This window comes from Allobosea massiliensis, from assembly GCF_042655245.1.
In the GTDB taxonomy this organism is placed as follows: domain Bacteria; phylum Pseudomonadota; class Alphaproteobacteria; order Rhizobiales; family Beijerinckiaceae; genus Allobosea; species Allobosea massiliensis.
Genome location: NZ_JBHSLU010000009.1, coordinates 26,826 through 49,131, shown reverse-complemented (window position 1 = coordinate 49,131; position 22,306 = coordinate 26,826). Strand labels below are relative to the sequence as shown.

The 22,306-nt window shown below is 67.6% G+C and carries 20 protein-coding genes; 13 read left to right on the top strand and 7 right to left on the bottom strand.

Annotated elements, in window-relative coordinates:
- The first annotated feature begins 22 nt into the window (after positions 1-22).
- The 9 genes from uxaC to ACFPN9_RS06105 all read left to right on the top strand — a co-directional run bounded on the left by uxaC (position 23) and on the right by ACFPN9_RS06105 (position 8,691).
- Positions 23-1,426 carry a glucuronate isomerase gene (gene uxaC, locus ACFPN9_RS06145; RefSeq protein ID WP_066717886.1) on the top strand — a complete coding sequence of 468 codons (1,404 nt, stop codon included), beginning with the start codon at positions 23-25 and terminating at the stop codon, positions 1,424-1,426.
- Positions 1,423-2,271 carry a 5-dehydro-4-deoxy-D-glucuronate isomerase gene (gene kduI, locus ACFPN9_RS06140; protein WP_245282291.1) on the top strand — a complete coding sequence of 283 codons (849 nt, stop codon included), beginning with the start codon at positions 1,423-1,425 and terminating at the stop codon, positions 2,269-2,271. Before uxaC ends, kduI begins: the two co-directional genes overlap by 4 nt.
- Positions 2,271-3,029 carry a 2-dehydro-3-deoxy-D-gluconate 5-dehydrogenase KduD gene (gene kduD / locus ACFPN9_RS06135; RefSeq protein ID WP_066717888.1) on the top strand — a complete coding sequence of 253 codons (759 nt, stop codon included), beginning with the start codon at positions 2,271-2,273 and terminating at the stop codon, positions 3,027-3,029. Before kduI ends, kduD begins: the two co-directional genes overlap by 1 nt.
- Positions 3,026-3,367: a cupin domain-containing protein gene (locus tag ACFPN9_RS06130; protein ID WP_066717890.1), complete on the top strand. Its 342-nt coding sequence runs from the start codon at positions 3,026-3,028 to the stop codon at positions 3,365-3,367. Before kduD ends, ACFPN9_RS06130 begins: the two co-directional genes overlap by 4 nt.
- 101 nt (positions 3,368-3,468) lie before the next feature.
- Positions 3,469-4,449 (top strand): TRAP transporter substrate-binding protein, encoded by a 981-nt coding sequence (locus ACFPN9_RS06125; protein ID WP_066717893.1) that lies wholly within the window; start codon positions 3,469-3,471, stop codon positions 4,447-4,449.
- 75 nt (positions 4,450-4,524) lie between these two features.
- On the top strand, positions 4,525-5,058 hold the full coding sequence (locus ACFPN9_RS06120) for a TRAP transporter small permease (protein ID WP_066717896.1): 534 nt from the start codon (positions 4,525-4,527) through the stop codon (positions 5,056-5,058).
- Positions 5,059-5,061: 3 nt separating this feature from the next.
- Entirely contained in the window at positions 5,062-6,342 is a 1,281-nt protein-coding gene (locus tag ACFPN9_RS06115; RefSeq protein ID WP_066717899.1) for a TRAP transporter large permease, read from the top strand.
- A complete protein-coding gene (locus ACFPN9_RS06110; protein WP_377815925.1) occupies positions 6,339-7,805 on the top strand; it encodes a mannitol dehydrogenase family protein in 1,467 nt (488 codons plus the stop codon). Before ACFPN9_RS06115 ends, ACFPN9_RS06110 begins: the two co-directional genes overlap by 4 nt.
- A 55-nt stretch (positions 7,806-7,860) precedes the next feature.
- Positions 7,861-8,691: a transporter substrate-binding domain-containing protein gene (locus ACFPN9_RS06105; protein ID WP_066717904.1), complete on the top strand. Its 831-nt coding sequence runs from the start codon at positions 7,861-7,863 to the stop codon at positions 8,689-8,691.
- Between the two features lie 138 nt (positions 8,692-8,829).
- Here the strand turns inward: ACFPN9_RS06105 and ACFPN9_RS06100 are convergent, their stop codons facing one another.
- Positions 8,830-9,987 carry an amidohydrolase gene (locus tag ACFPN9_RS06100; protein WP_066717906.1) on the bottom strand — a complete coding sequence of 386 codons (1,158 nt, stop codon included), beginning with the start codon at positions 9,985-9,987 and terminating at the stop codon, positions 8,830-8,832.
- A 205-nt stretch (positions 9,988-10,192) separates the two neighbouring features.
- Here ACFPN9_RS06100 and ACFPN9_RS06095 point away from each other — a divergent pair, with 205 nt between their 5' ends.
- The 3 genes from ACFPN9_RS06095 (at position 10,193) to ACFPN9_RS06085 (ending at position 13,755) form a co-directional block, all read left to right on the top strand.
- On the top strand, positions 10,193-11,896 hold the full coding sequence (locus ACFPN9_RS06095; RefSeq protein ID WP_066717909.1) for a lysine--tRNA ligase: 1,704 nt from the start codon (positions 10,193-10,195) through the stop codon (positions 11,894-11,896).
- A 133-nt stretch (positions 11,897-12,029) separates the two neighbouring features.
- On the top strand, positions 12,030-13,040 hold the full coding sequence (locus ACFPN9_RS06090; RefSeq protein WP_066717911.1) for an HWE histidine kinase domain-containing protein: 1,011 nt from the start codon (positions 12,030-12,032) through the stop codon (positions 13,038-13,040).
- 25 nt (positions 13,041-13,065) lie between these two features.
- The gene (locus ACFPN9_RS06085) at positions 13,066-13,755 is read left to right on the top strand and encodes a nitroreductase (RefSeq protein ID WP_066717913.1); all 690 of its coding nucleotides are present in this window, start codon (positions 13,066-13,068) and stop codon (positions 13,753-13,755) included.
- A gap of 3 nt (positions 13,756-13,758) precedes the next feature.
- Here the strand turns inward: ACFPN9_RS06085 and ACFPN9_RS06080 are convergent, their stop codons facing one another.
- The 3 genes from ACFPN9_RS06080 to ACFPN9_RS06070 all read right to left on the bottom strand — a co-directional run bounded on the left by ACFPN9_RS06080 (position 13,759) and on the right by ACFPN9_RS06070 (position 18,111).
- Positions 13,759-14,715 (bottom strand): DUF808 domain-containing protein, encoded by a 957-nt coding sequence (locus ACFPN9_RS06080; protein ID WP_066717916.1) that lies wholly within the window; start codon positions 14,713-14,715, stop codon positions 13,759-13,761.
- Between the two features lie 73 nt (positions 14,716-14,788).
- Positions 14,789-15,976 carry an acetyl-CoA C-acyltransferase gene (locus ACFPN9_RS06075; RefSeq protein ID WP_067253515.1) on the bottom strand — a complete coding sequence of 396 codons (1,188 nt, stop codon included), beginning with the start codon at positions 15,974-15,976 and terminating at the stop codon, positions 14,789-14,791.
- Positions 15,977-16,023: 47 nt separating this feature from the next.
- Entirely contained in the window at positions 16,024-18,111 is a 2,088-nt protein-coding gene (locus tag ACFPN9_RS06070) for a 3-hydroxyacyl-CoA dehydrogenase NAD-binding domain-containing protein (RefSeq protein ID WP_066721240.1), read from the bottom strand.
- 191 nt (positions 18,112-18,302) lie between these two features.
- On the opposite strand from ACFPN9_RS06070, the gene ACFPN9_RS06065 reads away from it, so the two are divergent.
- Entirely contained in the window at positions 18,303-19,046 is a 744-nt protein-coding gene (locus ACFPN9_RS06065; RefSeq protein ID WP_066721242.1) for an enoyl-CoA hydratase-related protein, read from the top strand.
- Between the two features lie 49 nt (positions 19,047-19,095).
- On the opposite strand, the gene ACFPN9_RS06060 is transcribed toward ACFPN9_RS06065, so the two are convergent.
- From ACFPN9_RS06060 to ACFPN9_RS06050, 3 genes are all read right to left on the bottom strand, one after another.
- Positions 19,096-20,610, bottom strand: coding sequence for a tripartite tricarboxylate transporter permease (locus tag ACFPN9_RS06060; RefSeq protein WP_066721243.1), 1,515 nt, complete (start codon positions 20,608-20,610; stop codon positions 19,096-19,098).
- 10 nt (positions 20,611-20,620) lie between these two features.
- The gene (locus tag ACFPN9_RS06055) at positions 20,621-21,088 is read right to left on the bottom strand and encodes a tripartite tricarboxylate transporter TctB family protein (RefSeq protein ID WP_066721244.1); all 468 of its coding nucleotides are present in this window, start codon (positions 21,086-21,088) and stop codon (positions 20,621-20,623) included.
- Between the two features lie 102 nt (positions 21,089-21,190).
- The gene (locus ACFPN9_RS06050; RefSeq protein ID WP_066721246.1) at positions 21,191-22,192 is read right to left on the bottom strand and encodes a tripartite tricarboxylate transporter substrate binding protein; all 1,002 of its coding nucleotides are present in this window, start codon (positions 22,190-22,192) and stop codon (positions 21,191-21,193) included.
- Positions 22,193-22,306 lie beyond the last annotated feature (114 nt).

The following is a 22,306-nucleotide window of genomic DNA, read 5'->3' as shown; positions in this document are numbered from 1 at the left end:
GCCTCGACGAGCGCCGGACCCCATGTTGCTGCACGATGATCGCCTGTTCCCCTCCGATCCGGTCACGCGCGGAATAGCGCGGCGGCTCTACGCGACCATCCGCGACCTGCCGATCATCTCGCCGCATGGCCATACCGATCCGCGCTGGTTTGCCGAAGACCAGCCTTTCGCCGACCCCGCCACATTGCTGGTGAAGCCAGACCACTACATCTTCCGCATGCTGTACTCGCAGGGGGTGCCGCTGGAGAAACTCGGGATCCCGCGCAAGGACGGTTCGAAGGTCGAGAGTGACCCGCGCGCGATCTGGAAACTCTTCGCCAGCCACTGGCATCTGTTCCGCGGCACGCCGAGCCGGCTCTGGTTCGAGCATGCGTTATCCAGCGTCTTCGGCATCAACGAGCGCCTGTCGAGCGACAATGCCGACCGCCTCTATGACCGCATCGCCGAGAAGCTGCAGGAGCCGGATTACCGCCCGCGCGCCTTGTTCGAGCGGTTCAAGATCGAGGCGATCTCGACCACGGAAGGTGCGCTCGACGATCTGAAATGGCACGACATGATCAGGGCCTCGGGCTGGGGCGGCAAGGTCGTCACGGCCTACCGGCCCGACAGCGTCCTGGACCCGGAGTTCGAAGGGTTCGCGGCCAATCTCGAGCAGTTCGGCGCCCTGACCGGCGAGGACGTGATGAGCTGGAGCGGCTATCTCGCCGCCCATCGCCAGCGCCGCGATTATTTCCGTGAGCGTGGGGCCACCTCCTCCGACCACGGCCACGCCACCGCCCGCACCGCCAACCTCTCCAAGGCCGACGCCGAGGCGCTGTTCGCCAAGGTCGTTGCCGGCAAGGTCTCCGCCGAGGAAGCCGATCTCTTCCGCGGCCAGATGCTGACCGAGATGGCGAAGATGAGCCTCGATGACGGGCTCGTCCTGCAGATCCATCCCGGCTCCTCGCGCAACCACAACCCGCGCCTGTTCGAGCGCTTCGGCCGCGACATGGGCGCCGATATCCCCGTCCGGATGGAATATGTCGCCGCGCTGAAGCCGCTGCTCGATGCCGTGGGCAACGAGCCCAACCTCACCGTCATCGCCTTCACCCTCGACGAGACCACCTATTCGCGAGAACTCGCGCCGCTGGCCGGTCACTATCCGGCGCTGAAGCTCGGACCGGGCTGGTGGTTCCTCGATGCGCCCGAGGCGATGCTGCGCTTCCGCGAACTGACGACCGAGACGGCCGGCTTCTACAACACGGTCGGCTTCAACGACGACACCCGCGCTTATCTCTCGATCCCAGCGCGCCATGACGTCGCCCGCCGCTGCGACTGCGCCTATCTCGCCAGGCTCGTCGCCGAGCACCGCCTCGACGAGGACGAGGCGGCGGAGGTCGCCCATGACCTCGCCTACCGTCTGGCCAAGGAGGCCTACCGCCTGTGACCGCTTCCAAGACCATCGATGAACGCCAGGCCGCGCATCCGCGCGACGTCCGCAACTACGACACCGAGGCGTTGCGCGCCGATTTCCTGATCGAGCGGCTCTTCGCGCCGGGCGAGCTGCTCCTGACCTACAGCCATTACGACCGGATGATCGTCGGCGGCGCGACGCCGACGACGGCCGCCCTCTCGCTCGCGCCCTTCGCGCCGACAGGGACGCCCTTCTTCCTGGCGCGGCGCGAGCTCGGCGTCATCAACATCGGCGGAGCCGGCCGCGTCACCATCGACGGCCAGGCCTTCGAGCTGCCGAATCTCGACGCTCTCTATGTCGGGCTGGGCGCGAAGGAGGTCTCCTTCACCAGCGCCGACGCGGCGAACCCGGCGAAGTTCTACCTGACCAGCGCGCCCGCCCACCGCGAGGCACCCCACCAGCTCATCCGCAAGGAGGACGCCAACACGATCCATCTCGGCTCTCCGGAGACCTCGAACAAGCGCACCATCCGCCAATACATCATGCCCAACACCACCGGCACCAACCAGCTGGTGATGGGCATGACCGCGCTGGAGCCCGGCTCGGTCTGGAATTCCATGCCCTGCCACACCCATACGCGGCGGATGGAGGCCTATCTCTATTTCAACCTCGACCCGGCCCACCGCGTCTTCCACTTCATGGGCGAGCCGACGCAGACCCGCCACCTCCTCGTCGCCAACGAGCAGGCGGTGATCTCGCCGAACTGGTCGATCCATTGCGGCTGCGGCACGTCGAACTACGCCTTCGTCTGGGCCATGGCCGGCGACAATGTCGAGTTCACCGACATGGATCCCGCCCCCGTGGACAGCTTGCGCTGATGGCCTCGCCCTTCGACCTCACCGGCCGCACGGCCCTGGTCACCGGCGCCAATACCGGCATCGGCCAGGGCATCGCGCTCGCGCTGGCGCAGGCCGGCGCGACCGTGGTGGCCGCCGGGCGCTCGGACCTGACCGAGACGCTGGCGCTGATCGCGGAAGCCGGCGGAACGGCTCGTCCCCTCAAGGTCGATCTGCAGGAACAGGGCATCGCGCCCCGCGTCATCGCGCAGGCTGAAGCGCTCGCCGGCCCGCTCGACATCCTCGTCAACAATGCCGGCATCATCCGCCGGGCCGATGCGCTCGACTTCAGCGAGAGCGACTGGGACGAGGTGATAAACGTCAACCTCAAGGCGACGTTCTTCCTGGCGCAGGCCTTCGCGAAGTCCGCCGTCGCGGCCGGTCGTGGCGCACGCATCGTCAACATCGCCTCGCTGCTCTCCTTCCAGGGCGGCATTCGCGTCGCCTCCTACACCGCCAGCAAGAGCGGGCTCGCCGGCCTGACGAAGCTTCTCGCCTGCGAATGGGCGCAGAAGGGCATCAATGTGAACGCGATCGCTCCGGGCTATATCGAGAGCAACAACACGGAAGCGCTGCGCGCCGATCCGGACCGCAACCAGGCGATCCTCGCGCGGATTCCCGCCGGCCGCTGGGGCAAGCCCTCGGACATCGGCGGCGCCGCCGTGTTCCTGGCGAGCGACGCCGCCGCCTACATGCACGGCGCCATCATCCCCGTCGACGGAGGCTGGCTCGCACGATGACCGACCGTCTCAATTCCTTTTTCCAGAGCGAGGCCGACATCGCCTGGGAGCCGACCGAACCCGGCGTGAAGCGCAAGATCATGGCCTATGGCGAGGATCTGATGATCGTTCGCGTGGTCTTCGAGGCCGGCGCCGTCGGCAAGGCGCACCAGCACCCGCATCGCCAGGCGTCCTATGTCGAGAGCGGCGTCTTCGACGTCACCATCGACGGCCGCACGCAGCGGCTCAGGGCCGGCGACACCTTCTTCGTCCCGGCCGATCTCGTCCACGGCGTCACCGCCATCGAGGCCGGCCAGCTGATCGATTCCTTCACGCCCATGCGCAGCGAATTTCTCTAGACGAGACCGCCCTGCCGGCTACCGCCGGCTGGGCTCCCATCACGGGACAAGAACGACCGGAAAATCCGGCATCGAGAATAACAAGGGAGAGGACCTCAACCATGCTCACCAAACGCATGTTCTCCGCGCTCGCGGGCGCGGCCATTCTCGCCGCCGCCACGACCGGTGCCGCCGCGCAGACCGTCCTGCGCTCGACCGACATCCACCCGACCGATTATCCGACGGTCGAGGCGGTCCGGCACATCAGCAAGCTGCTCGAAGAGCGGACCAAGGGCCGCATCAAGATCAACGTCTTCCATTCGGCCCAGCTCGGCAACGAGAAGGACACGATCGAGCAGACCCGGTTCGGCGTGATCGACCTGAACCGCATCAACATGGCGCCGTTCAACAACCTGATCCCGGCGACCAATGTGCCGTCCCTACCCTTCATCTTCCGCTCGGTCGAGCACATGCGGAAGGTCATGGACGGCCCGATCGGCGACTCGATCCTCAAGGAGTTCGAGAAGCACGATCTCGTCGGCCTCGCCTTCTACGATTCCGGCTCGCGTTCCTTCTACAACTCGAAGCGGCCGATCAACACGCCCGCCGACATGAAGGGCATGAAGATCCGCGTCCAGCAGTCGGACATGTTCGTGGCTCTGGTTTCGGCGCTTGGCGCCAACGCCACGCCGATGGCCTTCGGCGAGGTCTACTCGGCCCTGCAGACCGGCGTCATCGACGGCGCCGAGAACAACTGGCCGTCCTACGAGTCGACCAAGCATTTCGAGGTCTCGAAGTTCTACTCGCTGACCGAGCACTCGCTCTCGCCCGAGGTGCTGGTCATGTCCAAGCGCAGCTTCGACAAGCTCTCCAAGGAAGATCAGGAGATCATGAAGGCTGCGGCCAAGGAGTCCGTTGCCAAGATGCGCGAGCTCTGGGACGCCCGCGAGAAGGCCTCCGAGGCCAAGGTCAAGGCCGGCGGCGCCGTGATCAATGCGGTCGAGAAGCAGCCCTTCATCGATGCGATGAAGCCCGTCTACGACCGGTTCGTTACCGATCCGGCGCTCAAGGACCTCGTCGCCAAGATCCAGGCGGTGAAGTGATCGCCTAGGCCCCAACGGGCGGCGGAGCCATCCGCCGCCCGTTTCTTGTGTCCAGCCCAAACCCCAGGACAACCCATGACCGGTTTTGCCCGGATGCTCACGCGCATCAATGCACGCCTCAGTCTGATCGCGCTGCTGGCGGCAGGCTTGGGACTGATCGCCATGACGGCGATCGTCGCCTGGACGGTGTTCGGGCGCTACGTTCTGAACGCGACACCGACCTGGGGCGAGCCGGCATCCTTGTTCCTGATGCTCTGGTTCATCCTGCTCGGCGGCTCCGTTGGCGTCCGGGAGCTCGATCACATGGGCTTCGACGTCGGCCTGCACTACCTGCGAGGCCCGGCGAAATCGGCGCTCATCGTCGCCAACGAGGTGCTGGTGACGCTCTTCGCCTTCGCGATGGTCTGGTACGGCACCGAACTCGCCGCCAAGGTCTGGAGTGACCGGCTGCCGATGATCGGCATCTCGAAGGGTTGGGACTATGTCCCGATCATCGCCGGTGGCGCGCTGATCGCGCTGTTCTCGATCGAGAAACTGCTGCTGTTCCTCACGGGCGAGAAGCTGGCACCGATGCCGCTGAACGCCAACGGCCTCGGCGGGGAGGCCTGAGCCATGGCGATCACCGTTCTTTTCGTCTCCTTCACGCTCCTGCTGCTGATGGGCGTGCCGGTCGCCTTCTGCCTGGGCATCGCCTCGATGGCGACCGTGCTCTACATCGGCATCCCGCCCGTCGTGGTCTTCCAGCAGCTTTCGACCGGCATGAACGCCTTCGCGATGCTGGCGATCCCGTTCTTCATCTATTCGGGCGACCTGATGATCCGCGGCGGCATCGCCGACCGGCTGATCCAGTTCGCCTCGTCCCTCGTCGGGCATCTGCGCGGTGGGCTGGGCCAGGTCAACGTCATCACCTGCACGCTCTTCGGTGGCATCTCGGGCTCGGCCGTGGCCGATGCCTCGGCCGTCGGCGGCATCATGATCCCGCAGATGGTCAAGCGCGGTTATGCGCCGGACTACGCCGTCAACGTCACGGCCAACGCGGCGATCATCGCGCTGCTGATCCCGCCCTCGCACAACATGATCATCTACTCGCTGGCGGCAGGCGGAACGATCTCGATCGCTGATCTCTTCACCGCCGGCGTCGTTCCCGGAATGATGCTCTGCCTCGCGCTGATGGTCGCGGCCTGGGCGGTCGCCGTGAAGCGCGGCTATCCGGCCGATGTCTTCCCGGGCTTCCTGACCGTGGCGCGCTATCTGGTGGCGGCGCTGCCCGGCATCCTGCTGATCGGCATCATCTTCGGTGGCGTCCGCTCGGGCGTCTTCACTGCCACCGAATCCTCCTGCGTCGCCGTGGTCTACGCGCTGCTGGTCACGGTCTTCGTCTATCGCGGACTCGACTTCAAAGGCTTCGTGCATGCGACGCTGGGGGCGGTCCGCACCACGGCCATGGTACTGCTGATCATCGGCGCCGCCAGCTCCTTTGGCTGGCTCATGGCCTTCCTGCAGGTTCCCGCCGCGACCATCCAGCTGATGCAGTCGATCTCCGACAATCCGCTGGTCATTCTGCTGCTGATCAACGTCATCCTGCTAGTGCTCGGCACCTTCATGGACATGGCGCCGATGATCATCATCTGCACGCCGATCTTCCTGCCCGTGGTCAAGGCGATCGGTATCGACCCGGTTCATTTCGGCGTGATCCTGATCCTCAACGCCGGCATCGGCCTGAACACGCCGCCGGTCGGCTCTGTCCAGTTCGTCGCCTGCGCCATCGGCAAGGTCTCGATCAGTGAATCGATGAGGACGATCTGGCCCTTCTACGGGGCCAGCGTTGCGGTGCTGCTGCTCGTGACCTACGTTCCCGCCTTCTCACTCTGGCTGCCGGGCGTATTCCGTTGACGAGACTGACGACGAGGACGCTGTCCTCCCTGCCGGCGGTGGTCCGCCGCCCTGCCTATGACCGCTCCCATCTCTCGCCGGGAATCGTGCATCTGGGGCTCGGCGCTTTCGCCCGCGCCCATCTCTGCGAATACACCGAGGATACGCTGGAACTGGAAGCGGGCGCCTGGGGCGTCACCGGCGCCAGTCTGCAGCGGCCCGACCAGCGCGATCGCCTCAGCCCTCAGGATGGCCTCTACACCCTGCTGAAGCGCGCCCCGGCCGGGCCGGAGCTGCGGATCATCGGTTGCCTCCGGGAGGTGATGGTCGCCCCGGAGGATCCGGCCGCACTGGTCGCGCGCATGGCCGCAGCGGAAACGCGGATCGTCTCGCTGACGGTCACCGAGAAGGGCTATTGCCATGACCCGGCGACTGGCCGGCTCCGCGCCGACCATCACGACATCGTCCACGATCTCGCCAACCCAGACGCCCCGCGCTCGGCGGTGGGCCTGATCGTTGCCGCCCTGAAGGCCCGCCGCGCCGCCGGGGCCGGCCCGTTCACGGCGTTGAGCTGCGACAACCTTCCCCATAATGGCGGCGTGCTGCGCGGGCTGGTGCGCGATTTCGCGGCGCTCTCCGATGACGGGCTCGCCCAGTGGATCGAAGCCAACGGCGCCTTCCCGGCGACGATGGTCGACCGCATCGTGCCCGCCACGACCGAGGCGGACATCGCCGAGGTCGCCGGCCTGATCGGGCTGGAGGACGCCGCGCCCGTGATCGGCGAGCCCTTCCGGCAATGGGCGATCCAGGACGTCTTCGCTGCCGGCCGCCCGGCCTGGGAGCGCGGCGGCGCGCAGATGGTCTCGGAGGTCGCGCCCTTCGAGTTCATGAAGCTGCGCATGCTCAACGGCGCGCATTCCTCGCTCGCCTATCTCGGCTATCTCGCCGGCCACGAAACCGTGTCCGAGGCCAGCGGTGACCCGGTCTTAGCCCGCTTCCTCGAAGGGCTCTGGGCCGAGATCATCCCGACCGTGCCCGCGCCGCAGGGCGTCGTTCTCGGCGACTATGCGCAGGCGCTGCTCGCCCGTTTCCGGAACCCCGCCATTCGCCATCGCACCTGGCAGATCGCCATGGACGGCTCGCAAAAGCTGCCGCAGCGGCTGCTCGGCACCATCCACGACCGCCTGAAACAGGATGCTGCGATCGACCACCTCGCGCTCGGTGTCGCGGCCTGGATGGCTTACGTCTCAGGCACCGATGAAAAGGGCGCGACGATCGACGTCAGCGACCCGCTGGCCGCGACTTTCGCGGAGAAGGCCAAGGCGGCCGGCCGCAATGCCACGGCGCTCAGCCGGTCGCTGCTGAGCATTGAGGCGATCTTCGGCGCCGACCTGCCGCACGAGCCGCGGTTCACGCGCGCCGTCGAGACGCATTTGGCAGCGCTGTTCGACAAGGGCGCGAAGGCGACGGTGGCCGCCCTCTGATCGAACGGGCCGGGAGCCACTTGATCCCACCCGCCCCGTCGCGCCAGATGCGCGCATGATCCGCGCCGTCTTCCTCACGCTGGCCCTGCTGACACTCGCCGCACCGGCCGCGCTGGCGCAGTCGCGCGTCACCGTGCCGAACTTCTGGGATCCGCGGATCCGGCTCGACCGGCCGGAACCCGGTCCGCCGCGCGTGATCCGCTTCCTCACCGACGACGAATACCCGCCGCTTCATTTCACAGGGCCCGATGGCGGTCCGACCGGCTTCTCCGTCGAACTGGCGCGGGCCGCCTGCGAGAAGCTCGGCTGGACCTGCACCGTCCAGGCCCGCCGCTTCGACACCCTGCTGGATTCGCTCGCCGAGGGCCGGGGCGACGTCCTGGCAGCGGCGATCAACATGACCCCGCCGATCCGCGCCCGCTTCGCGGCCAGCCATCTCTATTTCCGCGGCTCGGCCCGTTTGCTCACGACCCGTGGCAACGCCCAGGCCGAACTCGACACGCGCACCCTCCAGGGCAAGCGCGTCGCCGTCGTCGCCGGCACGGCCCATCAGGCCTATCTCGAACGGTTGCTGCCCTTCGTCCAGCGACGCGAGGCCCCCAACCTCACCGCCGCCGTCACGGCGCTGCGCAGCGGCGATGCCGAATTCGTCTTCGCCGACGGCGTCGCCCTGTCGCTTCTGCTCGCCGGCAGCGCCGGGGGCGAACTCGCCTTCACCGGCGGGCCTTTCCTGGAGAGCCGCTATTTCGGCGAAGGCGTCGCCTTCCTCATGCGCAAGGACGAGGTGCCGCTGAAGCGTTCCCTCGACTACGCGCTGCAGTCGCTCTGGGACGACGGCACCTATGCGCGGCTCTATCTGCGCTTTTTCCCGGTGAGCCCGTTCTGACGCCGGCCATCACACGGCCTCATGCGTCATGGTCGGGCTTGTCCCGACCATCCACGTCTTCCTTCGTCGCGGGCGGTGTTCAAGACGTGGATGCTCGCCACAAGGGCGAGCATGACGGCGAGCGTGGGTCGGTTGCTGTCACTTCGCCGGCGCGTTCGCGCTCAGTGCCTGCTTCGCCACGGCCGCCAGCCAGCCCGACGCCGCGGGGAGGATCGCGTCGTTGAAATCGTAGCGATCATTGTGCAGTTCGCCGCCATCACGCACCGGCCCGTTGCCGATCCAGACATAGGCGCCGGGCAGCCGCTGCAGGAAATGGGCGAAGTCCTCGCCCGTGGTGCTCGCCTTGAGATCACGGCGCAGTTCCACTCCCGCCGCCTGCGCGGCCGCGGCGGCGATCTCCTCCTCCGGCGCCGTGTTGATGGTGGCGGCACCATGCATCGTCTCGACCTCGGCCTCCATCTCGAAGGTCGCGGCAATGTTCTGCGCGATCGCGCGGATGCGCCCGAGCAGACGATCGCGGACCTCTGCCACGAAAGTCCGGAAGGTGCCCTCGATGAAGACGCTGGTCGGGATCTGGTTCGAAGCCGAGCCGCCATGCACCTGGCCGATCGAGACCACCGCGGACTGCATCGGATCGATGTTGCGGGAGACGATCGTCTGCAGCGCGACGATGAGATGCCCCATGGCGACGATTGGGTCGCGCGTCGTCTCCGGCAGCGCCGCATGGCCTGCCGTCCCGTGCAGCGTGATCCTGAAACGGCCAGGCTCGGACATCACCGGCCCGCGATGGACGGCGATGGTGCCCGCCTCCAGCCCCGGCCAGTTGTGCAGGGCGAAGATGCGCTCCATCGGGAAGCGTTCGAGAATGCCGTCCGCGAGCATCGCCTGGGCGCCGCCGGCGCCCTCCTCGGCCGGCTGGAAGACGAACTGCACCGTGCCGCTCCAGCTGTCGTCGCGGGCGAGCAGCGCGGCCGCGCCCAGCAAGGCCGTGGTGTGTCCGTCGTGCCCGCAGGCATGCATGACGTGCGGCCGGGTCGATTTGTAGGGCAGTTCGTTCGCCTCGAGGATCGGCAGCGCGTCCATGTCGGCACGCAGCCCGACGGACCGTTCCGAGGTGCCCCGCCTGAGGGTCGCCACCACGCCATGGCCGCCGATGCCGGCGGTGAAGGGCACGCCGAGTGCGGTCAGCCTCGCCTGGACGAAGGCGCTCGTCTCCTTCTCCTCGCGGCCGAGTTCCGGATGGGCATGGAGATGGCGTCGCCAGCTGATGAGTTGGTCGTGCAGATGGCGATCCAAGATGGTCGTCCTCCCGGGTTTCGAGGCCGAGCAACCTATACCCGCAAGGCGGAGCGACAACCCATGCGACTGCAAGCCGCCATGTCGCCGGCGCGGCAGAGAGGTCCGCGCTCGATCGACGCATCCCGTCATTGACGCCGCCCTTCGCAATCTGCGAAAGCCCCTCCCTCGCATTTTGCAGGATCTGGAGAGGACACCACCCCAAATGCCGGTTTTCGACCCCGCCCTTGTGGACGCCGCCCAGCGTTCGGCCGCCTGGCCGTTCGAGGAAGCTCGCAAGCTCGTCGCGCGGATCGAGAAATCGGGCAAGACGGAGGTGATCTTCGAGACCGGCTATGGCCCCTCTGGCCTGCCCCATATCGGCACCTTCGGCGAGGTCGCGCGCACCTCGATGGTTCGCCATGCCTTTCGCGTGCTCACCGGCGATGCCGTGCCCACCCGCCTGATCGCCTTTTCCGACGACATGGACGGGCTGCGCAAGGTGCCAGACAACGTCCCCAACAAGGAGCTGCTGGCTGCCAATCTCGGCAAGCCGCTGACCGAGGTGCCGGACCCCTTCGGCACGCATGACAGCTTCGGCCGCCACAACAATGCGCGGCTTCGCGCCTTCCTCGACCAGTTCGGCTTCGACTACGAGTTCAAGTCCTCGACCGACAGCTACCGCGCCGGCGAGTTCGACGCGACGCTGCTGAAGATGCTGGCGCGCTACGACGCCATCATGAAGATCATGCTGCCGACGTTGCGAGAGGAGCGGGCGGCGACCTATTCGCCCTTCCTGCCCATCCACCCGGTGACGCGCGTCGTCATGCAGGTCCCGATCGAGGCGCGCGACGTCGAGGCCGGCACCATCACCTGGACCGATCCCGGCACGGGCGAGCGCTTCGTCACGCCCGTCACCGGCGGCCAGGTCAAGCTGCAGTGGAAGCCGGACTGGGCGATGCGCTGGGTCGCGCTCGGCATCGACTACGAGATGGCGGGCAAGGACCTGATCGACTCGGTCAAGGTATCCTCGCAGATCGCGCGCGCTCTCGACGGCACCCCGCCCGAGGGCTTCAACTACGAGCTCTTTCTCGACGAGCAGGGCCAGAAGATCTCGAAGTCGAAGGGCAACGGCCTGACGATCGAGCAATGGCTCGAATACGGCCCGCAGGAGAGCCTGGCGCTCTACATGTTCCAGCGCCCGCGCGAAGCCAAGAAGCTGCATTTCGACGTCATTCCGCGCGCTGTCGACGAGTATCTGCAGTTCCTCGGCGGCTATGAGCGCCAGGATTGGAAGAACCGGCTCGGCAATCCCGTCTGGCACCTCCACCACGGCGAGCCGCCGCAGCCTGAAGTCATCGCCACCGGCGAGGGCGAGAACGCCGCGCGCGCGCAGATCACCTTCGGCCTGCTCATGAACCTCGTCGCCGTCGCGAATTCCGAGGACAAGGCGGTGCTCTGGGGCTTCCTCCAGCGTTACGCGCCGGGCATCTCGCCGCAAACCCATCCGCGTCTCGATGCGCTGGTCGGCTATGCGATCGCCTATTTCCGCGACTTCGTGAAGCCGGCGAAGAACTACCGCCTCGCAGACGAGACGGAAGCAGCGGCCTTTGCCGCGCTCGACGCCGCGCTGGCCGCCCTGCCGGCGGATGCGAGCGCCGAGACGGTGCAGGACACGGCGCTCGATGTCGCCCGCGCCATCCCGCGCTACCAGAACCTCACCGCCAAGAACGCGACCCCCGAGCGGCCCGGTGTCTCCGGCGAGTGGTGGAAGGCGATCTACCAGGTCTTCTTCGGCGAGGATCAGGGCCCGCGCTTCGGCTCCTTCGCCGCGATCTATGGCCTCGCCAACACCCGCGCCCTCATCGCCAAGGCGCTCTCCGGCGCGCTGGTCGAGGAGCATGCGGCGTTCGTCGCATCCCGCGACTAGGCACTCTCCCGGCCGTTTTTGCGGCGGCCGGGAACGCGATCGTCCGGAGTGGGTTGCAGCCTCGGGCCTTGGTCGCCCCGTTGCGATGGTGGCCCGGCCGAGACTATTCTGAAACAGGCTCCCGGTCGGGCGGATGACCGAGCGCTCGCAGATCCCGGGACCCAGCGTGACGAGCCATTACGAGCCAGATGCGCGCTTCATGATGAGCGTGCTCGCCGCCTCCAACGACTGCATCAAGGTGCTCGATCTCGAAGGCCGTCTGACCTTCATGAGCGAAGGCGGAATGCGGGTGATGGAAGTCAGTGACTTCAACGCCCTGAGAGGTTGCCCTTGGCCGAGCTTCTGGGAGCGCGAGGGCCATCGCGACGCGTCGGTCGCCATCGCCGAGGCCAGGGCCGGCCGCAGTTACCGCTTCGAAGGCGCCGCCAACACGGCGGCTGGCAATCCACGCTATTGGGACGTGCAGGTTTCGCCGATCCTCGGCGCCGATGGGCAGCCTCACGCCATTCTCTCCGTCTCGCGCGACATCTCCGAGTTGCAGGGCGAACGCGAGAGATATCAGCTCCTCGCCAGCGAGCTGAACCATCGCATCAAGAATATGCTCGCCATGGTCCACGCCATCGTCAACCAGACGATGCGCCTGCATCGCGACGACATTGCCGGCACGCGGGATCATCTTGCCGCGCGGATGCACGCGCTCGGCCAGGCGCAGGACGTGCTGATGACCAGCGCCGTCTCGGAGACCACGCTGGGCGAACTGAGCGCGACGATCCTCGAGCCTTACGGGCTGGGTCAGCGCGTGCGCGTGACGGGTCCGGAAACGCGGATCGCCTCCCGGGCGGCGATGGCCCTGGCTCTCGCCATCCACGAACTGGCGACCAATGCGGTGAAGTATGGCGCCCTCTCGGGAGATAACGGTCTCGTCGAGATGTCTTGGGATTTGGATGATGATCAGTTTCGGCTCAGCTGGGTCGAGAGCGGCGGCCCTCCCGTCGCAGAGCCGGTCCGCCGCGGTTTCGGTTCCCAGGTGATCGAGAAGGCGCTGTCGGGCTATCTCGCTGGGACGTCCCGGATCACCTACGAGCCGCAGGGCGTGAGGCTGAGCGTCGAGGCGCCGATAGGCTCTCTGCTCGCCGCCTATTGAAGCTGGGAGTGCGGACGGAGCGACCATGAATCCATCGAGCGCGGCGCAGGCCGTCGAGCAGGCCATCACCTCCCGCCGCGCCACCCGCGCCTTCCTGCCGACGCCGGTCGACCCCGCCCTGCTGCACCGGCTGATCGAGGTTGCGTCCCGCGCGCCGAGCGGCACGAACATGCAGCCCTGGAAGCTGCGCGTGATCGGGCCGCAGGCGCGGGCACGGCTGGAGAGCGCCCTGCTGGCGGCCCTGGACGATCCCGGCTTCGTCCAGTCCGAGGAATATCGCTACTATCCCGAGACCTTCCGCGAGCCCTATCTCTCGCGCCGACGCAAGGTCGGCTGGGATCTCTACGGCTTGCTCGGCGTCGCCAAGGGCGATGTCGCGGGCATGAAGCGCCAAAGCGCCGCCAATCTGCGTTTCTTCGACGCCCCCGTCGCGCTGATGCTGACGGTCGACCGCGATCTCGAGATCGGCTCCTGGATCGATCTCGGCATGTTCCTGCAGAGCCTGCTGATCGCGGCACAGGGGCATGGCCTGCAATCCTGCCCGCAGGCGATCTTCGCGCGCTTTCACCCGGTGGTGCGGCGCGAACTCGCCATCCCCGAAAGCGAGATCGTGGTCTGCGGCATCGCCATCGGCCATGCCGATCCGGCGGCGCCCCAGAATGGACTCGTCGCGGAGCGCGAGCCGGTCGAGGGCTTCACCACCTGGCTGGATTGAGGATCAGGCGCCGCGCACGCGCTTGAGCACGGGCTCGACGGCATAGTGCATCACGACGATCGCGACGCCGCCGACGACGAGCCCGAAGATGGCCGAGAACGCCGCCCCTGCCAGCCACTCGACGATGCCGCCGAGAGGCAGCCAGCGGCCGGCCGCGGCGTCGATGTCGTGGCTGGCATGGCCCAGCATGGTCAGCCCGAACTCTTCCAGCCCATGGATGATGATGCCGCCTCCGACCCAGAGCATGGCGGCCGTCCCGACGGCGCCGAGCGCGGTGAGGAAATGCGGCATGCCGACGACCAGCGCACGCCCGAACCATCGCACAGGCGCAAAACGGCGCTGGGCTAGTGCGAGCCCGACATCGTCCGCCTTCACGATCAGCGCCACGGCGCCATAGACCAGCGCGGTGATGCCGATGCCGACCACCGCCAGCACGATCGCCTGCATCTGGAAAGAGGCCGTCGAGACGGTCGACAGGGTGATCGCCATGATCTCGGCCGAGAGGATGAAATCGGTCTTGATCGCGCCGGCGATCTTCTGCTCCTCGAGCAGCTTGGGATCGAGCGCCGCCTTACCGGCTTCCGCCGGCGTCGCGGCGGCATGCGGCACGACCTGCTCGACGATCTTTTCGGCGCCCTCGTAGCAGAGATAGACGCCGCCCATCATCAGGAGCGGCGTGATCAGCCAGGGCGCGACGAGCGCCAGGATCAGCGCGCCGGGCAGCAGGAAGAGCAGCTTGTTCTTCAGCGAGCCGAGCGCGATCTTCCAGATGATCGGCAGTTCGCGCGAGGCGGCGAAACCCACCGCATAGCGCGGTGTCACCGCCGCATCGTCGATGACGATGCCGGCCGCCTTGGTGCCGGCCTTGGTCGCCTGCGCGACGACGTCGTCCACCGACGCCGCCGCCACCTTGGCGATCCCGGCGATGTCGTCGAGCAGTGCGAACAGTCCCGAGGCCACGTTTCGGATCTCCCCCCTTGGCGCCGCCCCATGGCGGCGCGCCCTCACCTAGACGCGGCAGCGCCGGTTTGGTTCAGACCGGGTTGATCTCGAACAGGCCGGCGCAGCCCATGCCGCCCGCCACGCACATCGTCACCACCGCATAGCGCGCCTTGCGGCGGCGGCCCTCCAGCAGCGCATGGCCGACGAGACGGGCCCCGCTCATGCCGAAGGGATGGCCGATCGCGATCGCGCCGCCATTGACGTTGACCTTGTCGGGATCGATGCCGAGCCGGTCACGGCAATAGAGCGACTGCGAGGCGAAGGCCTCGTTCAGCTCCCAGAGATCGATGTCGGCGACGGTGAGGCCGTTGCGCTCGAGCAGCCGCGGCACCGCGAAGACCGGGCCGATGCCCATCTCGTCGGGCTCGCAGCCGGCAGCCGCGAAACCGCGGAAGATGCCGAGCGGCGACAGACCGCGCCGCGCCGCCTCCGCGGCCGACATCACGACACTGGCCGAGGCGCCGTCCGAGAGCTGGCTGGCATTGCCGGCGGTGACGAACTGGTCCTCGCCGCGCACGGGCTTGAGCTTGAGCAGCCCCTCCAGCGTGGTGTCGGGCCGGTTGCCTTCGTCCTTCGCCAGCGTGACCGACTTCTGGCTGACCTCGCCGGTCGCCTTGTCGGTGACCGTCATCACGGCGCTCATCGGCACGATCTCGTCGTCGAACAGACCGCGCTCTTGGGCTGCGGCTGTGCGCTGCTGGCTCGCCAGCGAGAACTCGTCCTGGGCCTGGCGCGAGATGCCGTAGCGCTGCGCCACGATGTCGGCCGTCTCGATCATCGTCGTGTAGATCGTCGGCTTGTTCGCGAGCAGCCACTCGTTCTGGGCGAGGTCGCGCCGGGTCACCGGCTGCACCAGCGAGATCGATTCGACGCCGCCGCCGACAGCGACCGGCACCCCGTCCATCACCACCCGCCGCGCGGCATGGGCGATCGCCTCAAGCCCCGAGGCGCAGAAGCGGCTGACCGTGACCCCGGCCGACTGCACCGGGATGCCGGCGACCAGCGCGGCATGGCGTGCAACATTGAGCCCGGTCGCGGCCTCCGGATAGCCGCAGCCCATCACCACCTCCTCGACCGCCTCGAGCTCGAGCCCGGCCCGCTCCAGCGCGTGCCGGATCGCATGGGCCGCCATGTCGGCGCCGCGGACCTGGTTGAAGGCCCCGCGATGGGCCTTGCCGATCGGCGTGCGCGCCGTGGAAACGATGACGGCTTCGGTCATGGAGCGTGTCTTCCTGCCTTGTGCTGTGATTGTGTCGTTCGCGCCGGTCAGGCGGATCGCGTCTTCAGATCGGCGAAGCCCTTGCCCTCGTCCGCGAGCCGGCGCAACAGCGGCGCCGGCTGCAGCGTCGCGTCGCCGGTCTCGGCCGCCTGCTGCTCCAGCCGCGCGACGATGGCGCCTAGACCGACCGTATCGGCCCAGTACATCGGCCCTCCACGCCAGGCCGGCCAGTTGTAGCCGTTGAGCCAGATCACATCGATGTCGCCGGGTCGCGCCGCGATGCCCTCCTCGAGGATCCGCGCGCCCTCGTTCACCATCGGGTCGAGCAGGCGCGACAGGATCTCATCGGACGAGAAGCTTCGCCGCGTCAGGCCCTGTTCCTCAGAGATGCGCGCAATCAGCGCCTCGACCTCGGGATCGCGCTGGCCGCTGCGGGCCCCTTCCGGATAGAGGAAATAGCCGCGCCCGGTCTTCTGGCCAAACCAGCCGGCCTCGCAGATCGCATCCGCCACCGCCGCCGTCTTGCCGCGCGCCTTGCGCGAGCGCCAGCCGATGTCGTTGCCCGCGAGATCGGCCATGGCGCAGGGGCCCATCTTGAAGCCGAAGCCGGTCAGCGCCGCATCGACCTCATGCGGCAGCGCACCCGCGATCAGCAACCGCTCGGTCGCGCGGGTGCGCGCCTCCAGCATGCGGTTGCCGACGAAGCCGAAGCCGTTGCCGACGACGACCGGCACCTTGCCGAGCCGGCGGCCCAGCGCCATCGCCGTGACCACCGCATCCTCGGCCACGCCCTGAGGCCGTACGACTTCCAGCAGCTTCATCACATTGGCCGGGCTGAAGAAATGCATCCCCAGCACGTCCCGCGGGCGGCGCGTCGCCGCCGCGATCGTCGGCACGTCGAGATAGGAGGTGTTGCTGGCGAGGATCGCGCCGGGCTTGGCGATACCGTCGAGCGCCGCGAAGATCTGCTGCTTGACGCCCATCTCCTCGAAAGCGGCCTCGATCACGATGTCGGCTTCGGCGGCAGCGGCGAGACCGACCGCAGGCGTGATCAGCGCCATGCGCGCATCGCGCTTTTCCGGCGTCAGCGAGCCGCGCGTCACCGACATCTCATAGATCGCCGCGACCCGGTTCATGCCGTTGTCGATCTGTGCCTGCTCCTGCTCGATCAGTGTCACGGGGATGCCGACATTGGCGAAGCACATGGCGATGCCGCCGCCCATCGTACCAGCCCCGATCACCGCAGCCTTTGCGATCGGGCGCGGCTGCACGTCCGCGCCGATGCCGGGCACGCGAGCGATCTCGCGCTCCGCGAAGAAGACGTGCCGCAGCGCAGCCGAACGCGGATCGGCGACGAGCTTCAGGAACAGCGCCCGCTCGACGGCGAGCCCCTCCGCAAAGTTCAGTTCGAAGGCGCCGCGTACGGCCTCGATCAAGGCGGCGACATTCGGCAGATCGGCCGACTTCTTCAGCGCATCCGCGGCAAGCGCCTCGAAGGCCGCTCGATCGGCCGCCGTCAGTTTCGCGCCGGCCTCGCTGAGGCGCAGCGGTGCGCCCCGGCTCGCCAGCATGTGCGCCTGCGCCACGGCGGCGGCAATGAGATCCTCGCCCGTCACCGCATCGACCAGCCCGAGCTCCAGCGCCTTGCCGGCATTGACGGGCTCCCCCGAGAGCATCAGCGGGAAGGCCTTCGCCGCCCCGATCAGCCGCGGCAGGCGCTGCGTGCCGCCCGCACCGGGGATCAGTCCCAGCCTGACCTCGGGCAGGCCGAGCGACGCGGTCGGCGCCGCGACGCGACCATGGCAGGCGAGCGCGACCTCGAGACCGCCGCCGAGCGCCGCCCCCTGGATCGCGGCGACGAGCGGCTTCGGGCAGGCTTCGATCGCATCGAGCACGTCCGGGAGATAGGGCGCGAGCGGCGGCTTGCCGAACTCGCTGATGTCGGCGCCGGCGATGAAGGCGCGGCCCGCCGCCGCCAGCACGATGGCGCTCAGCGTCGGATCGGCGCCCGCCTCCGCGATGACGCGGGCGAGATCGGCCCGCAGGGCCTGGCCGAGAGCGTTGACGGGAGGGTTGTCGATCGTCGCGATCGCGATCTCGCCCTGACGGGCGAGCCGGACGGTCTCCATAGGCATGCGTCCCTGCTGTGCCGGCACTGGGGCGTGGCCGGCCGAGGGCGAAGGAGGACATGGCGGAGGTCCCCTTTGTCAAGCAGGGCTCCGGCTTGACCCCCGCCGAAGCGGCATGCCAAGCCTGCCTGCGAGAGCCGGGCCCAGGAGCATCGATGCGCGGAACCCGGCCGGGCTTGAGGGATGGAGATCCGGGGATGAGCAGCGCCGTTCTGACCGAAACCGTAGCGCCCGGCGTCCTGCAGATCACGATGAACCGGCCCGAGCGCAAGAACGCGCTCGACCGCGCCAGCTACCTCGGCCTGATCGCGGCCTTCGCCGCGGCGGAAGCCGATGCCGAGATCCGCGCCATCGTCGTCACCGGCGCGGGCGGCTGCTTCACCAGTGGCAACGACATCCGCGATTTCGCGGCTTCCGCCGATGACGGCGCCCGCGTCGCCATGGATTTCCTTGGTGCGATCTCGACGGCGACGAAGCCGGTCGTCGCAGCGGTGGAAGGGTTCGCCGTCGGCATCGGCACGACGATGCTGCTGCATTGCGACCTCGCCTTCGCCGGAACGGGCGCGCTTTTCCGCATGCCCTTCGTCACGCTCGGGCTCTGCCCGGAAGGAGCGTCGAGCTATCTGCTGCCGCTCGCGGCCGGCTCCAAGCGGGCGGCCGAGCTGCTGATGCTGGGCGAGAGCTTCGGCCCCCAGGCGGCACTGGAGGCCGGCCTGCTCAACGCCGTCCTGGCCGAAGGCAAGGCGCTGGAGGCTGCACTCGACAAGGCGAAGGCCCTGGCGGCCCTGCCGCCGCAATCGGTCGCGCTGACCAAGATGCTCCTCAAGCGCGGCCAGGCGGCCGCCGTGGCCGAGACGCTGGCGACGGAAGCGCGGCATTTCGGCGAACGGCTGCGCTCGGCCGAGGCCCAGGCCGCCTTCGCCGCCTTCCTCAAGCGCTGAGAGAAGTCGGGAGGCTGGCGCCTTCCCGACCCCTATCATCGCGACGACGTCAGGCCTTGGCGCCGTCCGAGCCCACGGCCGCTCGCGAGGCGCCGAAGGGCAGCGCCTTCCAGATCATGAAGGCCCAGATCGCCATCGTGCAGACACCGAGCACCCCGGCGATGGGTCGCGACAGGAATCCGATCAGCGACCCGTCCGCCTTGATCATCGACGACATGAAATTCTGCTCCAGCATCTCGCCGAGCACGAGTCCGAGGATCAGCGGCGCCACGGGCACGCCATGCTCTTCCAGCAACCAGCCGAAGATGCCCATCACCACCATCAGGACTACGCCATAGAGCGAGTTCGTCATGGCGTAGGAGCCGACGATGCAGAAGATCAGGATGATCGGCAGCAGGATGTTGCGCGGCACGCGCAGAATCTGCTTGGCCGATTTGATCGCCGCCCAGCCGAGCGGGAACATGATGAGGTTGGCAAGGATGAAGATGATGAAAACGGCATAGATCAGTTCCGGCGTCTGCAGGAACACGCTCGGCCCCGGATTCATCCCCTTCATGTAGAGCACGCCGATCACGATGGCCGTGATCGAATCGCCCGGGATGCCGAAGACGAGTGCCGGGATCCAGGCGCCGCCGAGCGCGGAGTTGTTGGCGGAGGTCGAGTCGACGATGCCCTCGATATGGCCGGTTCCGAACTTCTCCGGCTCCTTGGACGTCTTCTTGGAGACCGCATAGGAAACCCAGGCCGCGATGTCGGCCCCCGCGCCCGGCAGAGCGCCGATCACGGTCCCGATCGTCGAACCGCGCAGAAAGTTGAACCAGTACTTCCGGAAGACGCCGCCGACACCGGTCATCAGGCTGCCGACAGCCTGGGCGACGACGGCCCCGCCCTTCTCCATCGTCACGGCGCCGCGCAGCAGTTCGGAAACCGCGAACATGCCGATCAGCGTCGGGATGAAGTTGATGCCGGAGAGGAGATCGACATTGCCGAAGGTGAAGCGCGGCTGTCCTGCCGCGGGATCGATGCCGATGCAGCCGATCGCCAGCCCGATGAAGAGCGACAGCAGGCCCTTCAGCGGGTCCCCCGTGCCGATGAAGACGGCGCAGGTCAGGCCGAGGCAGGCCAGCCAGAAATACTCGAAGGACGAGAAATTGATCGCGACCTCGGCCAGCACCGGCGCCAGCACGATCAGGATGACGACGCCGAAGATGCCACCCAGCACCGAGAACACCAGGTTGACGCCCATGCAGAGATCGAGCTGACCCTTCTTGGTCATCTCGTAGCTCTCGTCGGCATAGGCGGCCGAGGCCGGCGTGCCCGGCATCCGCAGCATCGCGGCGGGAATGTCGCCCGCGAAGATCGCCATCGCGGTGGCGGTGACGATCGCCCCCAGCGCCGGAACCGGCGCCATGAAGAAGGTCACCGGCACCAGCAGCGCCGTCGCCATCGTTGCCGTCAGGCCGGGCATGGCGCCGACGAACATGCCGAACATGGCCGAACCCATGATGACCGCGAGAACGGTCGGGTCGAAAACCAGCCCGAAGGCGGTTGAAATCGCTGTCATGCCGGTCTCCTCAGAGCACGCTGTCGAGGATGCCGCGCGGCAGCGGAACTCGCATGAGGTTGCCGAAGAAGTATTGCACCGCGATCGTCATCACGACCGCCACGATCAGTGCGATGACCGGCCGCACGCCGAACCACAGGAACAGAACGAGTTGGATCAGGAAGGCGGTCGGGATGAAGCCGAGCGGCTCGGACGCGACGAGGTAGAACAGCATCGCCGCCAGCATCAGTGCGAAGGAGGCCAGCCGCCGCGGACTGCGGGCCCAACCATCGAGCACCAGCAGCGGGCGTCCTCCGGCCCGCCATTCACGCAGCATCAGCAGCAAGGAAAAGAGGATGATCCCGCCCCCGATGATCCGGGGGAACAGGCTCGGGCCGTATTTCTGGCCCGGGAAAGGGGGGAACGTGAAGGTCATCGCGATCATCGCGCCGGCGATAAGCAGGAACGCGGTGCCGACGACGGCATCGTTGAAGCGCATCGGACAGACTTTCTGAGACAGGACGCATCCCGGTGCGCGCGGCACCGGGACGATGGCGTGACCGCGACCGCAGATGTCGCGCGGTCGCGGTCGTCAGAACCGTTACGCCGGCTTCTTGGCGAGACCGGCCGCGTTCATGGCGGAACCCATCGCCTTGTCGCCCTCGGCCATGAAGGCGGCGAAGCCCTTTTGGTCCTGATAGGTCATGCCGAAGCCGCGCGCGTTCATGAAGTCCTGAAACTCCTTCGAGTCGAAGGCCTTCTTGAGCTCCGTCATCAGCGTCGCCTGCACGGCTTCCGGCAGACCCTTCGGCCCGGCAATGCCGCGCCAGGCGCCGACGGAGTAGTTGATGCCGAGCGTCTCGTTCAGCGTCGGCACGTCCTTGAACTGCGGGTTGCGGGCCTTCGCCATGATGGCGAGCGACTTGGCCTTGCCGGCGTCGATCATGGCGCGAGCCTCGGGCACCGAGCAGGTGACGATGTCGATGCCGCCGGCGGCGAGATCCTGCATCGCCGGGGCCGCCCCGTTCGACGGCGCCCATGCGACATGGTTCGGCTTCAGCCCCATCGCCTGCAGCCAGCCGATCAGGGCGAGATGCCAGATGCCGCCCTGGCCGGTGCCGGAGGCCTTGAACTTGCCTTCGGGCGCGGCCTTGATCGCGTCCGCGAGCGCCTTGATGTCCTTGTACGGCGAATCCGCCTTGACCTGGACGCCCGGCGGATCCTCGTTCATCAGCGCCAGCGGCGTGAAGCTGGTCGGGTTGAGGTCCGTCAGGCCCTGATGGTGCATCATGGTGATTTCCACCGTGATCATGCCGATCGTGTAGCCGTCCGGCGCCGCCGTCGCGATGGCGGAGTGGCCGACGACACCGGAACCGCCGGTGCGGTTCACGACGTTGACCGGCTGCCCGAGGTTCTTCTCGAGGATGGCGGCAACGATGCGAGCCGTCGCATCGGTCCCGCCGCCAGCTCCCCAGGGGCAGACGAGGGTGATCGGACGGCTCGGCCATTTGGCCTGAGCGATGGCGGGGGCTGCGATGAGCCCCGATGCGCCGACGGCGGCCGCCCCGGCCAGAACGCTTCGCCTGCTGATGTTGTCGGTCATTCGGTTCCTCTCCCTAAATCGATTTAGTGACCGAGCGCTCCTCGCCCGTGACGGGGCGCTCTTGCGTAGACGGTTGCATCTGAACCGATTGCGGCCGCGGAGACAACCGTCTTC